This is a genomic window from Thiorhodovibrio frisius (genome assembly GCF_033954835.1).
Classification (GTDB): domain Bacteria; phylum Pseudomonadota; class Gammaproteobacteria; order Chromatiales; family Chromatiaceae; genus Thiorhodovibrio; species Thiorhodovibrio frisius.
Map to the genome: position 1 here is coordinate 231997 of NZ_CP121471.1, position 14670 is coordinate 246666.

Sequence of the window (14670 nt, forward strand, 5' to 3'; positions counted from 1 at the left end):
TGCCGTGACCACGGCGACAGAGTCCAACCGCCAACGCCCAAGTCAAAGGGACTGCACGACCCTTGTCGTGCTGGGCGCCTTCTCCAGTGGCACCACCGCGTTAACCGGCTATCTTGAGCGCCTGGGTGCCTACAGCTGCCCACCGCATCTGCAACTCAATGACCCCATGACGCCGAGCAGCTACGAGCCCACCGCCTTGCGCGCGGCTTTGCTTGAGGCGGTGGATGAGCAGCAGTTGTGCCGCCGTGCGCAGCGGGGCGAGGGGTTTGCCGACTGGTTTCAGTCATGGTGGCAGGACCAATGCGCGCAAGCCAGATCCAACGGCAGCACACAGCTGGTTTTGAAACATCCCCTGCTGGCCTTCGTGATGCCTGAGATGGCCGCCGTCTGCAACCCCCGCTGGCTGATCATGATGCGCCCGTTCAGCGCCATCGAAACATCGCGACAGCGCCGTGGTTGGGGGGCGCCCTACGGCGCCGCAGGCGCGAGCAGAATCTATCAGGCCATCTTCGAACACCTCCTCGCCCAGCCTGATGACGCACTGATGCTGAATTTCGAGCACTTTCGCCAGGACCCTGCCTCACGCAAACGGCTCATTGATTGGCTCGGCTTAGCACCGAGCGCACAGGGACAAGTTCAGGCCGACGCCTGGGTGCGCGGTTAGCGGCGCCATGCCATGGCGGCGACTCCACCTGACGAGGCGCAGCTCACCCAAAGCCGGGGCCAGCGCCAGCTCAAAGAGGGCAAGGCCATCGAGTCGGAGGAAGAGAACCGCGCCGAGCTAAACAAACAGGCCGAGGTGTTCGCGGCTAAGCGGTTGCCGATGTTGAAGGCGTTGGGGGTGGTGTAGGTACAACCGCATCGCCAGCCGCCGGCGCGGCGCGCCCTATTTTGACCTGTGGGCGGTGGCGAGTAAGGTGGCGGTGCGGCATGTGCCGGGGTAGGGTGGCTTACACCCGCTCGCGCGAATCGGCTACACTCCCGCGATGACAGCCGACACCCAGGCCACTGACACCACCATGAAGAGCGACGACGACAGGCTCCTGAATAGAAGCACCGGGCTTTGCTGTTGCTATGGTTCGGCTGGTTATTGATACAAACGTCTTTGTCGCGGGACTGCGCTCGGCAGGTGGCGGATCGCGCGAAGTTTTGCGTCGCGCTCTATCCGGCAGCTATCAACCGCTGTTCGGAAATGCCTTGTGGCAGGAGTATTGCGATCTGTTGGGGCGCGATGTATGGAGCATGAAGACCACTGCACAAGAAAGGCAACAGGTGCTGGCGGCATTGGCGCAACGCGGTCGATGGGTGACGATTTATTATGGTTGGCGTCCCAATCTCCCTGATGAAGCAGACAACCACTTGGTGGAGCTTGCCCTGGCGGGAGGGGCTGCCGCAATCGTGACGCATAACGTGCGGGATTTTTCCCGAGGAGAACTGGTGTTTGATCAGCTGCGTTCGCTGACGCCTGCTCAATGTCTGGAGAAATGGTGATGACAACATTAACGATCCAGTTGCCGGACGACACGGCGGCGCGCTTGGACTCTCTGGCACGTAGTCGCGGACTCACCACCAACAAATTGGTCGAGGATCTGAGTGCTCGCGCTTTGGCAGCCTGGGATACCGAAAACCATTTCCGGGCGATGGCTGCGACGGGCGACATCAAGCAAGCACTTAAAATTCTGGATCGACTGGATGCCGAAGACCGGCAAGCAGGCGCTGACCTGAGTTCGGAAATGCCCGAGAAAGCTGACTGACGTCTCCAGTGGCAAACGGTCGAACTACCGCGTCGGGCCACATCACCCCGCCACACGCAACCCCGCTGTATCCAACACCACATCCGCCAGCGCCCAGGCCTCCGGGTTGTGGTTGATGAAGAGGTTCGTGCGGTAGTCGCCGTGCTGCAGCCGTTGGTGGGGGTGTTGGGGCTGAGCCCCCGCACTGCTGCCAGTTAATCCGCTACACTCGCGCAGGTTCAACCAAAGCCGACCGCTCGTCGCTGTGAATTCCGGGGACAGTGCGGCCTGGCAAGGCCGCGTGCTCTAGCGGGTTAGAGTCCCGCCCGGGTAATCGTGAGCCGCGAGCCCGGTATCAAGCCTTACGGCGCGAAGGGTAACTGACGCGTCGGTGCGTAGGCATGAAAACAGGCGAGGTGCAAAGGTAGCGGGTGAAGCCGCCCCTGAAGGTGTAGAGCCCCGAAAAGAATTTGTCGGAGAGTGCCGACGGGTTTGTCCCCCCGGCAGGCAACACTCCATGTCGCGTCAAGGTCAGTGGCATGGAGACTCCCCGGGGTCCGAGGCCGTATCGAGCCTTACATTGAGAGCACGTGGTAACCAGGGAGATCCAACAGCCGGTCTGCGGGAGGTGGGCACCGATGAACAAGTCTAATCAACGAGGACATCGGCGGTGGTTGCTGGAAGTCGGAGCCACTCGTATGAGCGATGACGCCCGGTAATGCGGGTCGAGCAAAGGAGTGGCGGTTTGGGAGATTGCATTGGTCTAACACGCCCCTACACCGAGAGGACTCTGCGCGTGAAAACGAGAGCCGATGCGATTCACACCAATGGAGCCAAGCGCGAGAAACATGGGTGGTCTGATGGAAGGAGGGCTTTCTGTGTTGATGGGTTGAGACAGCCCATTCCTTGGTGAATGACCTGAACTGGGAGCCGGATGGTGTAACACTCCAAGTCCGGTTCTGCGAGGAGCCGGGTAACGAAGCTGCGCACGGTCATAATATTGTGGCACCGCCGGGAAACCAGGCGGAAACAGAGAAAACAAACCTTGACCTAAACGCGGACAAGTTCCCGGCTTACTCTCCGTATACTTAATTCCTAGACGAAGACCGCAAAATGGGGCTATAGTTTTGCCAAGTCTTTGTGACTAAGGTCAGACATCGGCGAAACAATGGCAAGACTCCCGAGAGTGGTGGTTCCGGGGTTGCCGCATCATGTAACGCAGCGCGGCAATCGACGGCAGCAGACGTTTTTTAGCGATGACGACTATGCGGAGTATCGTCGCTTGCTCTCGCTGTCCTGTCGTGCCTGCGAAACGCGGGTGTTGGCCTACTGCTTCATGCCCAATCATGTGCATCTGATTCTGGTGCCCGCGACGGAGTTTGGTTTGCGGGATGCGTTGGGTGAAGCCCATCGGCGCTACACCCGGATGATCAATTTTCGCCAAGGCTGGCGCGGGCACCTGTGGCAGGAACGGTTCCACTCGTTCGTCATGGATGAGCGGCATTTGATCGGCGCTGCCCGATATGTGGAGCTGAATCCCGTGCGCGCTCGCCTGTGCCAACGGCCAGAGGATTGGGAGTGGTCGAGTGCGCGGGCGCATTTGGCGGGAGCGGATGATGCGTTTGCCCAAGTCGCGCCGCTGTTGGAGCTCATCTCAGACTGGCGCCGTTTCCTTGGCGAACCGGATGACAGGGATACCGTCGAAGCCCTGCACGCCCATGCTCGCACCGGGCGCCCGCTCGGTGGGGAGGACTTTGTCGAAGCGCTGGAGCAGCGCCTGGGTCGTGCGCTTAAGCGCCAAAAACCTGGACCAAAGCCACGCCAACGGGAGAGGGAAACGCGGGACCTGTTCGACACCGGCGCTTAAGCCTGGCCGGCCTCCCATTTGCTGGAGTCCTTCGGGCGCAGGGACTTCCGCGCGGTGCTCGCCGAATGGCGCCGGGTGCTGAAACCCGGCGGCTTGCTGCGCCTAGCCGTACCCGACTTCGCCGCCTGTGCCAAGCTATATCATGAACGCGGGCTGGCCGATGGGCTGAACGGGCTGATCTGGGGCGGCCAGCGTGATGGGATGGACGATCACAAGATGATCTTCGACGAGCCCTTCCTCAAGCATGAGCTGCAAGGGCTGGGCTTCGGGACATTTGGGGCCAGGCTCGAATTAATTCACTCAGTTAACCCCCTCAAGCCGCGGCAGGCGCCGATGCCGGTCAAAGCCGATCTAAACCTGCACCTGTCGGGGCGAATCGGCTAGACTCGTCCCATGAGCGCCAAGCCCCAAATGGCCAACAACGGCATGCGGATAGGGAACCCCGATGAGCCACGACCAGAACTTCAAGAACCTCATCCTCGACTACCCACGCCAGGCCATTGAGTTTGCCGCCGCGAGCGAAGCGGCCCGGCTGGGCGAGGAGGTGCGCATCCTGCCGCTGCGCGAGGAACAGCTGAAGGAACGTCTTGGCGAGCGCTTTCGCGAACTCGACGTGCCCTTGCTGCTGGAATGGCCCGATGGGCGCCGCCAGGCACTGCTGTTTGTCTTCGAGGAAGAAACCGAGCCCGGGCGCTTCTCCATCCATCGTCTGATCCACTATTGCGTGGACATCGCCGAACTCTACCAGACAGAGCGGGTAGTGCCGGTGGTGATCTTCCTGCACCCCGGGCAGTTCCGCGAGACACTCAGCTTGGGCAGCGACACGCGCGTGTATCTGCACTTCAGCTATCTGGCCTGGCCGCTCTTTGGGCTCAAGGCGCGCGATTATTTCGACAGCTCCAACCTGGTCGCTCGGCTGAACCTGCCCAACATGCAGTATGCGCCCGAGGAGAAGGTCGAGGTCTACGCCCAAGCGGTGCGCGGTCTGCGCACGCTGGAACCCGACCGCGAACGTCAGATCAAATATCTGGACTTTGTCGACATCTATGCCAACCTTGACGAGAATGAACGCCAGCGCTACCAGCAAGACTATGCCGAGGAGATCGAGACCATGAGCGCGTTTGCCGATCGGTTTATTGAGCAGGGAATGCAGCAGGGCGAAGCCGCCATTCTGATGCGCCAGTTCGCGCGAAAGTTCGGTTCTGATTCAGCCGAGACCTACCGCCCGCGTATCGAATCCGCCAAGCCCGAGCAACTGGAGGCCTGGTCCGAGCGCATCCTCACCGCTGAAACGCCGGAGACCCTCTTTCACTGAGGCTCGAATCTCGCCAATCCACATCCGTGACATCACCCGGCTGGATGATGCCGCCCTGGCGCAGTGCATCCAGACCGAACAGATCGACGTCCTAATCGACCTCTCCGGCCATACCGCCGGCTCACGCCTGAGCGTCTTCGCCCACCGCCCCGCGCCGGTGCAACTGAGCTGGCTGGGCTACTTCGCCACCACCGGACTCACCACCCTGGACGCCGTGCTGCTCGACCCCTGGCACGCCCCGGAAGGCACCGAGGCCCAGTTCGTCGAGCCCATCCTGCGCCTGCCAGCCGGACGCTGGTGCTACCAACCGGTGCCCTGGGCGCCCAAGGAACTCTCGCCACCGCCGGCTGAACGCAACGGGTGGATCACCTTCGGCAGCTTCAACAACACCGCCAAGCTCAATGACGGCGTCTACGACCTCTGGGCGCGGATTCTAGCCGTCGTGCCGGATTCCCGCCTGATCCTCAAATGGCGCACCTTCAACGACGCGGCCTTGCGCCAGCGGGTCACCCAGGCCTTTGTGGCTCGCGGCATCGCCGCCGAGCGCATTGAGCTGCGCGGCCCCAGCTTTCATGCCGACCTGCTGAAAGAATACGCGGAGCTGGATATCGCGCTCGATCCCTTCCCCTTCACCGGCGGCCTGACCAGCTGCGAAGCGCTGTGGATGGGCGTGCCGGTGATCACCTGGCCGCAAGCGCGTGTGGTCAGTCGCCAGACCCACGCGGTTCTGCACCAGATCGGCCTGCGAGAGCTCTCGGCCAGCGACGCCGATAGCTATGTGCGCCTGGCCAGAGACCTGGCCGCGGACCCCGTGCGCTTGCATGAGCTGCGCCAGGGGCTCAGGGCGCGGATGCAAGGCTCCCGCTTGATGGACACGGCAGGCTTTACCCGTTGCCTGGAGGATAGGTTGATGCAGCCATATCAGGAGATTGAACGCGAGGGCAGGCGCTCATTTTAAGCACACCCTAGCGCAGCGAGCCGCTCCGGCAATGCCTGGCGGCGGTATGAGGCGCAGCTGGGGCCGTTGGTGGGGGTGTTGGGGCGTGGTGGGGCAGCGTGAGCGATGCCCGCCAACTTTGCCTCGACCTACGCGAACTGGCGGAGGTTCGGTATGATCGGGGGCTACAGTTGCCGTCTGTGCAGGAGGTTCACCATGATAACGGCGGAAAGAATTCTTGAGGAAGCGCGTTCCTTGCCCGAGTTTGAGTTACGCGAGGTGTTGGATTTCGTCGGTTATCTGAAGGCACGTTCGCGTCAGCCGGCGGTTGACGAAGGAGATGAGGACGCCGAGGCCGATTGGGCGGAGTTCAAAGAGGGTGCCGGTCTCTGGTCGGGGAAATTCGTGCGCGAAGAGTGCTATGACCGTAAGATTCTTCGTTGATACCAATGTCGCCGTCTATGCGCTGGATGCCGATCCGCATCGTCATGAGCGAGCGTTCGCCATCATGCGGCAAAGTCCGGTCATCAGTGCCCAAATTGTCAATGAGTTCCTGAGTGTTCTGACCAGCAAGAAAGGCGTGCCAAGGGAGCGCGCGAACCGTTACGCGCGCATCATGCTTCGCCGCTGTGAAGTTGTGCCGTTGACCGTGCAGGTTGTTGAAAGAGCGATTTCCATCGGTGAGCGTTATCAGGTTAGTCACTGGGACGCCTTGGTCGTTGCCGCCGCATTACTGAGCGGTTGCGACACGCTCTATTCAGAAGATTTGCAAGACGGCCAGGTATTCGAGCGGTGCCTGACCGTCAGGAATCCGTTTTCTGGGTGCATCTAGCCGATCACCCCGCCACCCTCAACCCCGCCATCTCCAACACCACACTTGGAGTAGCTACCGGGCTAACGGGCTGGGCGCGAACGATCCGCTCCTCTCGCCCCATTCCCTGTATCTGGAGCTGGGAGAAACGCCCGAGTCTAGACAGGCCGCCTATCGGGAACTGTTCCGCACGGGCTTGGATGAGGCGGCGCTCTCGGAGTTGCGCTTGGCCATTCAACAATCCCAGCCCATCGGCAGCGAGCGGTTTTTGCAGCAGATTGAACAGATGACTGGTCAGCGGCGCGAGGCCCGCCCACGAGGGCGACCGCGCGTCGAGCCGGATGGGCCAGCGCTGTTGCCGGGGCAGATGGAGTTGGGGCTTTAGAGTTTCTTACGGGACATTTGGGGCCAGGCTCGAATTCATTTCGCACGCCAACCCCCTCAAGCCGCAGCAGGCGCCGATGCCGGTCAAACCCTATCGGGAGCCTGCCGCTGTCGAGGCGAATCGGCTAGACTCGTCCCATGAGCGCCACGCCCTAGATGGCCAACACGGGCACGCGGACAGGGAGCCCCAATGAGCCACGACCAGAATTTCAAAAACCTCATCCTCGACTACCCACGCCAGGCCATTGAGTTTGCCGCCGCGAGCGAAGCGGCGCGGCTGGGCGAGGACGTTCGCATCCTGCCGCTGCGCGAGGAACAGCTGAAGGAACGTCTTGGCGAGCGCTTTCGCGAACTCGACGTGCCACTGTTGCTCGAATGGCCCGATGGGCGCCGCCAGGCGCTGCTGTTTGTGTTCGAGGAAGAAACCGAGCCCGGGCGCTTCTCCATCCATCGTCTCGGCCACTACTGTCTGGACCTCGCCGAGCTTTACCACACCGAGCGCGTGGTGCCGGTGGTCATCTTTCTGCACCCTGGACAGTTCCGCGAGACGCTCAGCCTGGGCAGCGACACGCGCGTGTATCTTCAGTTCAGCTATCTGGCCTGGCCGTTGTTCGGGCTCAAGGCGAGGGATTATTTCGACAGCCCCAACCTGGTCGCCCGCCTGAACCTGCCCAACATGCAGTATGCGCCCGAAGAGAAAGTCGACGTCTACGCCCAAGCCGTGCGCGGCCTGCGCACGCTGGAACCCGACCGCGAGCGCCAGATCAAATATCTCGACTTTGTCGACATCTATGCCAACCTCAACGAAGATGAACGCCAGCGTTACCAGCAAGACTATGCCGAGGAGATCAAGACCATGAGCGCGTTTGCCGATCGGTTTATTGAGCAGGGGATGCAGCAGGGAATGCAGCAGGGCGAAGCCGCCATTCTGATGCGCCTGTTCACGCGAAAGTTCGGTTCTGATTCAGCCGAGACCTACCGCCCGCGTATCGAATCCGCCGAGCCCGAGCAACTGGAGGCCTGGTCCGAGCGCATCCTCACCGCTGAAACGCCGGAGACTCTCTTTCACTGAGGCTGGAATCTTGCCAATCTCCGTCTTTGCGATTGGCGCCAGGTATTGGCTATCGCCGGTTGAGATCGACCTGCCGTCAATCCGTCCGGAGAACCAAGGGGCTCGAATTAGCTTCCTAAGTTAACCGCTTCAAGCCACGGTTCGCACCGATGCCGGTCAAATCCCGCCCCTGGGCTGCGGCACGCGCTGCATTCCAGGATTTGTGCATGTCGATGGCCAGGCGCATCCGCATGTCGATCTGGTTGCCGATGTGGGCCGGTTGGAGATGATTCCGGATGCCACGGCCGATCTGATCTATGCCTCCCATGTGCTGGAGCACTTCGGGCGCTGGGAGTTTCGCGCCGTGCTGGCTGAATGGCGCCGGGTGCTCAAGCCCGGTGGCGTGCTGCGTTTAGCCGTGCCGGACTTCGCCGCCTGTGCCAAGCTGTACTATGAACGCGGCCTGGCCGATGGCCTGAACGGCCTGATCGGGCTGATCGGGCTGATCTGCGGCGGGCAGCGCGATGGGATGGATTACCACAAGATGATCTTCGACGAGCCCTTCCTGAAACACGAGCTGCTCGGGCTGGGCTTTAAGAACATCCGCCGCTGGGACTGGCAGGCGACCGAACATGCGGGAGTGGATGACTATTCGCAGTGCTATCTTCCGCATTTGGACAAGCAGGTGGGGACGCTGATGAGCTTGAATCTGGAGGGGACGCGGTGAGAATGGGCATGCCCTCTTTTCACTCGCAGCGTGGCACAGGATGCGTGTGATTTCTAAGAAGCCGCTGCGCGAGTTTTGGCAGCGTCATCCGCAATCGCGGGCGTCGCTGGAGGAGTGGTTTCGCAAGGCGAGCGCCATGCGGGCTGATTCCTTCGCACAACTGCGCGCGACCTTTGCCAGTGCCGACTATGTGGATGGATTTACCATCTTTGATATTGGCGGCAATCGCTATCGCATCGCATCGCCGCCGTGGTGCACTACGACGGCCAACGCCTGTATGTCCGGCAGGTGATGACCCATGCTGAGTATGATCGCAATCACTGGAGACGACCATGAATGCACCCTTTTCGATGCAGCAACTCGTGCCGGCCTGGCAATATCCCTGCAGGCGGTTGCGCCGCTGACGCATATCAACAACGACGCGGAGTACACGCGCATGACCGAGCTGTTGCACGAGCTGCTCGATGTCGTGCGCGACGATGCGCACCACGCGCTCTACTCCCTGGTGGCGGTGGTGGGTGATCTAATCGAAACCTATGAGCGGGATCAGGAGCCCGTCCTGGATGGCGAGAATTCGCAATGGTTGAACTGAGTGGCTGGACGCCTTCCGAGCGGGCCTACCTGCTCGACGACCTCTGCCGCACTTACGCCCGCGCCTCGGCCAACGAAGGCTGGTTCAGCCAATCCGCAATTCAATCCGCAATTCCGGGGACAGTATACTTAATTCCTAGACGAAGACCGCAAAATGGGGCTATAGTTTTGCCAAGTCTTTGTGACTAAGGTCAGACATCGGCGAAACAATGGCAAGACTCCCGAGAGTGGTGGTTCCGGGGTTGCCGCATCATGTAACGCAGCGCGGCAATCGACGGCAGCAGACGTTTTTTAGCGATGACGACTATGCGGAGTATCGTCGCTTGCTCTCGCTGTCCTGTCGTGCCTGCGAAACGCGGGTGTTGGCCTACTGCTTCATGCCCAATCATGTGCATCTGATTCTGGTGCCCGCGACGGAGTTTGGTTTGCGGGATGCGTTGGGTGAAGCCCATCGGCGCTACACCCGGATGATCAATTTTCGCCAAGGCTGGCGCGGGCACCTGTGGCAGGAACGGTTCCACTCGTTCGTCATGGATGAGCGGCATTTGATCGGCGCTGCCCGATATGTGGAGCTGAATCCCGTGCGCGCTCGCCTGTGCCAACGGCCAGAGGATTGGGAGTGGTCGAGTGCGCGGGCGCATTTGGCGGGAGCGGATGATGCGTTTGCCCAAGTCGCGCCGCTGTTGGAGCTCATCTCAGATTGGCGCCGTTTCCTTGGCGAACCGGATGACAGGGATACCGTCGAAGCCCTGCACGCCCATGCTCGTACCGGGCGCCCGCTCGGTGGGGAGGACTTTGTCGAAGCGCTGGAGCAGCGCCTGGGTCGTGCGCTTAAGCGCCAAAAGCCTGGACCAAAGCCACGCCAACGGGAGAGGGAAACGCGGGACCTGTTCGACACCGGCGCTTAAGCCTGGCCGGCCTCCCATTTGCTGGAGTCCTTCGGGCGCAGGGACTTCCGCGCGGTGCTCGCCGAATGGCGCCGGGTGCTGAAACCCGGCGGCTTGCTGCGCCTAGCCGTACCCGACTTCGCCGCCTGTGCCAAGCTATATCATGAACGCGGGCTGGCCGATGGGCTGAACGGGCTGATCTGGGGCGGCCAGCGTGATGGGATGGACTATCACAAGATGATCTTCGACGAGCCCTTCCTCAAGCATGAGCTGCAAGGGCTGGGCTTCTGGACATTTGGGGCCAGGCTCGAATTAATTCACTCAGTTAACCCCCTCAAGCCGCGGCAGGCGCCGATGCCGGTCAAAGCCGATCTAAACCTGCACCTGTCGGGGCGAATCGGCTAGACTCGTCCCATGAGCGCCAAGCCCCAAATGGCCAACAACGGCACGCGGATATGGGACCCCGATGAGCCACGACCAGAACTTCAAGAACCTCATCCTCGACTACCCACGCCAGGCCATTGAGTTTGCCGCCGCGAGCGAAGCGGCCCGGCTGGGCGAGGAGGTGCGCATCCTGCCGCTGCGCGAGGAGCAGTTGAAGGAACGTCTTGGTGATCGCTTTCGCGAGCTCGACGTACCACTGTTGCTCGAATGGCCCGACGGGCGCCGCCAGGCACTGCTGTTTGTCTTCGAGGAAGAAACCGAGCCCGGGCGCTTCTCCATCCATCGTCTGATCCACTATTGCGTGGACATCGCCGAACTCTACCAGACAGAGCGGGTAGTGCCGGTGGTGATCTTCCTGCACCCCGGGCAGTTCCGCGAGACGCTCAGCTTGGGCAGCGACACGCGCGTGTATCTGCACTTCAGCTATCTGGCCTGGCCGCTCTTTGGGCTCAAGGCGCGGGATTATTTTGATAGTCCCAACCTGGTTGCTCGGTTGAACCTGCCGAACATGCAGTATGCGCCCGAGGAGAAGGTCGACGTCTACGCCCAAGCCGTACGCGGTTTGCGCACGCTGGAACCCGACCGCGAGCGTCAGATCAAATATCTCGACTTTGTCGACATCTATGCCAACCTCAACGAAGATGAACGCCAGCGTTACCAGCAAGACTATGCCAAGGAGATCGAGACCATGAGCGCGTTTGCCGATCGGTTTATTGAGCAGGGAATGCAGCAGGGGATGCAGCAGGGGATGCAGCAGGGCGAAGCCGCCATTCTGATGCGCCTCTTCACGCGAAAGTTCGGTCCTGATTCAGCCGAGACCTACCGCCCGCGTATCGAATCCGCCGAGCCCGAGCAACTGGAGGCCTGGTCCGAGCGCATCCTCACCGCTGAAACGCCGGAGACCCTCTTTCACTGAGGCTGGAATTTCGCCAATCCACATCCGTGACATCACCCGGCTGGATGATGCCGCCCTGGCGCAGTGCATCCAGACCGAACAGATCGACGTCCTAATCGACCTCTCCGGCCATACCGCCGGCTCACGCCTGAGCGTCTTCGCCCACCGCCCCGCGCCGGTGCAACTGAGCTGGCTGGGCTACTTCGCCACCACCGGACTCACCACCCTGGACGCCGTGCTGCTCGACCCCTGGCACGCCCCGGAAGGCACCGAGGCCCAGTTCGTCGAGCCCATCCTGCGCCTGCCAGCCGGACGCTGGTGCTACCAACCGGTGCCCTGGGCGCCCAAGGAACTCTCGCCACCGCCGGCTGAACGCAACGGGTGGATCACCTTCGGCAGCTTCAACAACACCGCCAAGTACCATGCGGAGGTCTTTGCACTCTGGGCGCGCGTGCTCAATGCGGTCCCCGGCTCGCGCCTGATCCTCAAATGGCGCACCTTCAACGATGCTGCCCTCAAGGCCGTGGTGAGAGAGGTTTTCCAAGGGCAGGGCATCGCTGCTGAACGCATCGAGCTGCGCGGTCCGTCCTTTCACAAGGAAGTCCTGCAGCAATATGCTGACATTGACATCGCCCTTGATCCCTTCCCCTTCACCGGCGGCCTGACCAGCTGCGAAGCGCTGTGGATGGGCGTGCCCGTGATCACCTGGCCGCAATCGCGAGTGGTCAGTCGCCAGACCCATGCCCTGCTGCATCAGATCGGCCTGCCGGAGTGCTCCGTAAAAGACCCTGATGCGTTTGTGCGCCTGGCCGGCGACCTGGCTGCGGACCCCGCGCGCTTGCATGAGCTGCGCCAGGGGCTCAGGGCGCGGATGCAAGGCTCGACGTTGATGGATGCGGTCGGGTTTACGCGCGGTCTGGAGCACGCACTGATCGCGCTGTATCGGCAGATTGATTCCGGCTAAGCGGTCAGAATCCGAAACTCGGTGGCTTTGGCAATGGGACGCACATGGCGCTTCTCCCGCTGCATATCGACAATGCCGTAGTTGGACAGGGTCTTGAGGGTACGCGACAGGTTGCCGGGTTTGCGCCCGGTGGCTTCGGCCAGCGCTGTAATCGACTCTGGTTGGGTCTCACTGATGACCTTCAGCAGTGCTCGGTTGTCATCGCTCAACACTTCGGCCAGCGACTTCATCGAGGTGAACCAGACCTTGGGATCACCGGGCTTGGGCCGGTACTCACCTCGGGCGATGGCCAGCATCCGAGCACGGATTTTCTCCTGCGGCATGATCCCGATCACAATGGCCTTCATCGTTGTTGAACCTCCAGCAGCACGCGATCCACGTCTGCGAAAAAGTCTGTCAGCAGTTGGTGGGCATCCTGGAATTCCGGGGACAATTCCGGGGACAGTATACTTATTTCCCAGACTGATCCCGCCTGACCACAGGCTCCCACCATTCAGCCCCCGGGGTTCGCGCCTTGGGGGCATTTTTGTGCGGCTGTCTTAGCCAGCGCTGCCGCCCCTACCCGAACCCCCGGCCAATTGGCTAGACTCTGGGCATGAGCAAAGAGCAACGCATCCCCTGGCACAAACTCTTGGGCCGGGCGCGCTGAGCGAGCTTGACCCAGAAGAGGTTCTGCAATGTTACGCCCCTGAGGATCGGTTGAAGGGGCTTGCTCCCGAGGACCGGTTGAAGGGGCTTGACGCAGACGTGGTGCTCAAGCGCTACGATCTCGAGGATCGGCTGAAGGGACTCGATCCAGCCACCATCGAAGCCTGGCTGGCCAAAGTGCGCCGCGATCACTGAGCTAAACCTTGCCCCAGGCTGTTACAGCCAGCTGTGGTGTGGCATCAGGCCACGCGATGCGCACAAAAAGGGAGCCACGGATCAAGGGATCGGCTAGGACATTTGGGGCCAGGCTCGAATTCATTTCGCACGCCAACCCCCTCAAGCCGCGGCAGGCGCCGATGCCGGTCAAACCCTATCGGGAGCCTGCCGCTGTCGAGGTGAATCGGCTAGACTCGTCCCATGAGCGCCACGCCCTAGATGGCCAACACCGGCACGCGGACAGGGAGCCCCAATGAGCCACGACCAGAATTTCAAAAACCTCATCCTCGACTACCCACGCCAGGCGATTGAGTTTGCCGCCGCGAGCGAAGCGGCGCGGCTGGGCGAGGACGTTCGCATCCTGCCGCTGCGCGAGGAACAGCTGAAGGAACGTCTTGGTGATCGCTTTCGCGAGCTCGATGTGCCACTGTTGCTCGAATGGCCCGATGGGCGCCGCCAGGCGCTGCTGTTTGTGTTCGAGGAAGAAACCGAGCCCGGCGCTTCTCCATCCATCGCCTGATCCACTATTGCGTGGACATCGCCGAACTCTACCAGACAGAGCGGGTAGTGCCGGTGGTGATCTTCCTGCACCCCGGACAGTTCCGTGAGTCGCTCAGCCTGGGCAGCGACACGCGCGTGTATCTGCACTTCAGCTATCTGGCCTGGCCGCTCTTTGGGCTCAAGGCGCGGGATTATTTTGATAGTCCCAATCTGGTGGCGCGGTTGAATCTGCCCAACATGCACTATGCGCCCGAGGAGAAGGTCGAGGTCTACGCCCAAGCCGTGCGCGGCCTGCGCACGCTGGAACCCGACCGCAAACGTCAGATCAAATATCTGGACTTTGTCGACATCTATGCCAACCTCAACGAAGATGAACGCCAGCGTTACCAGCAAGACTATGCCGAGGAGATCAAGACCATGAGCGCGTTTGCCGATCGGTTTATTGAGCAGGGGATGCAGCAGGGAGTGCAGCAAGGGGTGCAGCAGGGTTTGCAGCAGGGTTTGCAGCAGGGCGAAGCCCGGACAATCCTTCGCTTGCTTGATCAAAAATTTGGCCCCGAGGCCGCGCAGGCGCACCGCGCGCGCATTGAAGCGGCTGAGCCCGAGCAACTGGAGACCTGGCTCGATCGCATCCTCACCGCCGAGACCCTCGAGACGATTTTTCACTGACTTTGAAATGGCTAACGTGTCTTGCCGCAA

The 14670-nt window shown here is 61.4% G+C and carries 20 protein-coding genes and 2 pseudogenes; 21 read left to right on the forward strand and 1 reads right to left on the reverse strand.

Going from position 1 to position 14670, the window contains the following annotated elements; genetic code table 11:
* The first annotated feature begins 4 nt into the window (after nt 1-4).
* From Thiofri_RS01250 to Thiofri_RS01340, 19 genes and pseudogenes are all read left to right on the forward strand, one after another.
* Nucleotides 5-664, forward strand: a complete 660-nt coding sequence (locus Thiofri_RS01250; protein ID WP_190275841.1) for a sulfotransferase family protein — start codon at nt 5-7, stop codon at nt 662-664.
* 12 nt (nt 665-676) lie between these two features.
* Nucleotides 677-850: a hypothetical protein gene (locus tag Thiofri_RS01255; protein WP_190275840.1), complete on the forward strand. Its 174-nt coding sequence runs from the start codon at nt 677-679 to the stop codon at nt 848-850.
* 224 nt (nt 851-1074) lie between these two features.
* Nucleotides 1075-1491: a PIN domain-containing protein gene (locus tag Thiofri_RS01260; protein WP_009150220.1), complete on the forward strand. Its 417-nt coding sequence runs from the start codon at nt 1075-1077 to the stop codon at nt 1489-1491.
* Complete coding sequence (locus Thiofri_RS01265; protein ID WP_009150219.1) at nt 1491-1754, forward strand: ribbon-helix-helix domain-containing protein; 264 nt, start codon at nt 1491-1493, stop codon at nt 1752-1754. The genes Thiofri_RS01260 and Thiofri_RS01265 overlap by 1 nt, the downstream gene beginning before the upstream one ends.
* 1147 nt (nt 1755-2901) lie before the next feature.
* Complete coding sequence (locus tag Thiofri_RS01270; protein WP_009150217.1) at nt 2902-3600, forward strand: transposase; 699 nt, start codon at nt 2902-2904, stop codon at nt 3598-3600.
* A gap of 54 nt (nt 3601-3654) precedes the next feature.
* A complete protein-coding gene (locus tag Thiofri_RS01275; protein WP_223296801.1) occupies nt 3655-3984 on the forward strand; it encodes a class I SAM-dependent methyltransferase in 330 nt (109 codons plus the stop codon).
* Nucleotides 3985-4045: 61 nt separating this feature from the next.
* Nucleotides 4046-4915 (forward strand): DUF4351 domain-containing protein, encoded by an 870-nt coding sequence (locus Thiofri_RS01280; protein ID WP_009150215.1) that lies wholly within the window; start codon nt 4046-4048, stop codon nt 4913-4915.
* 94 nt (nt 4916-5009) lie between these two features.
* Complete coding sequence (locus tag Thiofri_RS01285; RefSeq protein ID WP_407702956.1) at nt 5010-5873, forward strand: O-linked N-acetylglucosamine transferase, SPINDLY family protein; 864 nt, start codon at nt 5010-5012, stop codon at nt 5871-5873.
* Between the two features lie 195 nt (nt 5874-6068).
* Nucleotides 6069-6296, forward strand: coding sequence for a hypothetical protein (locus Thiofri_RS01290; protein ID WP_040857881.1), 228 nt, complete (start codon nt 6069-6071; stop codon nt 6294-6296).
* Complete coding sequence (locus tag Thiofri_RS01295) at nt 6274-6684, forward strand: PIN domain-containing protein (RefSeq protein WP_009150212.1); 411 nt, start codon at nt 6274-6276, stop codon at nt 6682-6684. Before Thiofri_RS01290 ends, Thiofri_RS01295 begins: the two co-directional genes overlap by 23 nt.
* A 205-nt stretch (nt 6685-6889) precedes the next feature.
* Nucleotides 6890-7048, forward strand: a complete 159-nt coding sequence (locus Thiofri_RS01300) for a hypothetical protein (RefSeq protein ID WP_190275839.1) — start codon at nt 6890-6892, stop codon at nt 7046-7048.
* 189 nt (nt 7049-7237) lie between these two features.
* Nucleotides 7238-8119: a DUF4351 domain-containing protein gene (locus Thiofri_RS01305; RefSeq protein ID WP_323705803.1), complete on the forward strand. Its 882-nt coding sequence runs from the start codon at nt 7238-7240 to the stop codon at nt 8117-8119.
* A 202-nt stretch (nt 8120-8321) separates the two neighbouring features.
* A complete protein-coding gene (locus Thiofri_RS01310; RefSeq protein ID WP_009150208.1) occupies nt 8322-8825 on the forward strand; it encodes a class I SAM-dependent methyltransferase in 504 nt (167 codons plus the stop codon).
* Between the two features lie 40 nt (nt 8826-8865).
* A complete protein-coding gene (locus Thiofri_RS24660) occupies nt 8866-9117 on the forward strand; it encodes a type II toxin-antitoxin system HigB family toxin (RefSeq protein ID WP_009150207.1) in 252 nt (83 codons plus the stop codon).
* Nucleotides 9096-9161 (forward strand): annotated as a pseudogene (locus Thiofri_RS01315) (type II toxin-antitoxin system HigB family toxin); the annotation flags it as partial. The gene Thiofri_RS24660 and the pseudogene Thiofri_RS01315, both read left to right, overlap by 22 nt.
* A gap of 464 nt (nt 9162-9625) precedes the next feature.
* Nucleotides 9626-10324 carry a transposase gene (locus Thiofri_RS01325; RefSeq protein WP_009150217.1) on the forward strand — a complete coding sequence of 233 codons (699 nt, stop codon included), beginning with the start codon at nt 9626-9628 and terminating at the stop codon, nt 10322-10324.
* Nucleotides 10325-10342: 18 nt separating this feature from the next.
* A complete protein-coding gene (locus Thiofri_RS01330) occupies nt 10343-10708 on the forward strand; it encodes a class I SAM-dependent methyltransferase (RefSeq protein ID WP_323705804.1) in 366 nt (121 codons plus the stop codon).
* Between the two features lie 61 nt (nt 10709-10769).
* Nucleotides 10770-11663, forward strand: a complete 894-nt coding sequence (locus Thiofri_RS01335) for a DUF4351 domain-containing protein (protein WP_323705805.1) — start codon at nt 10770-10772, stop codon at nt 11661-11663.
* Nucleotides 11664-11757: 94 nt separating this feature from the next.
* On the forward strand, nt 11758-12606 hold the full coding sequence (locus Thiofri_RS01340) for an O-linked N-acetylglucosamine transferase, SPINDLY family protein (protein WP_407702957.1): 849 nt from the start codon (nt 11758-11760) through the stop codon (nt 12604-12606).
* On the opposite strand, the gene Thiofri_RS01345 is transcribed toward Thiofri_RS01340, so the two are convergent.
* Nucleotides 12603-12953, reverse strand: coding sequence for an HVO_A0114 family putative DNA-binding protein (locus Thiofri_RS01345; protein WP_009150204.1), 351 nt, complete (start codon nt 12951-12953; stop codon nt 12603-12605). The two genes, Thiofri_RS01340 and Thiofri_RS01345, sit on opposite strands and share 4 nt — an antisense overlap.
* Before the next feature lie 352 nt (nt 12954-13305).
* Between Thiofri_RS01345 and Thiofri_RS01350 the strand changes: the two genes are divergently transcribed.
* Complete coding sequence (locus tag Thiofri_RS01350) at nt 13306-13449, forward strand: hypothetical protein (RefSeq protein ID WP_009150203.1); 144 nt, start codon at nt 13306-13308, stop codon at nt 13447-13449.
* A 274-nt stretch (nt 13450-13723) separates the two neighbouring features.
* Nucleotides 13724-14640 (forward strand): annotated as a pseudogene (locus Thiofri_RS01355) (hypothetical protein).
* Nucleotides 14641-14670: the final 30 nt, after the last annotated feature.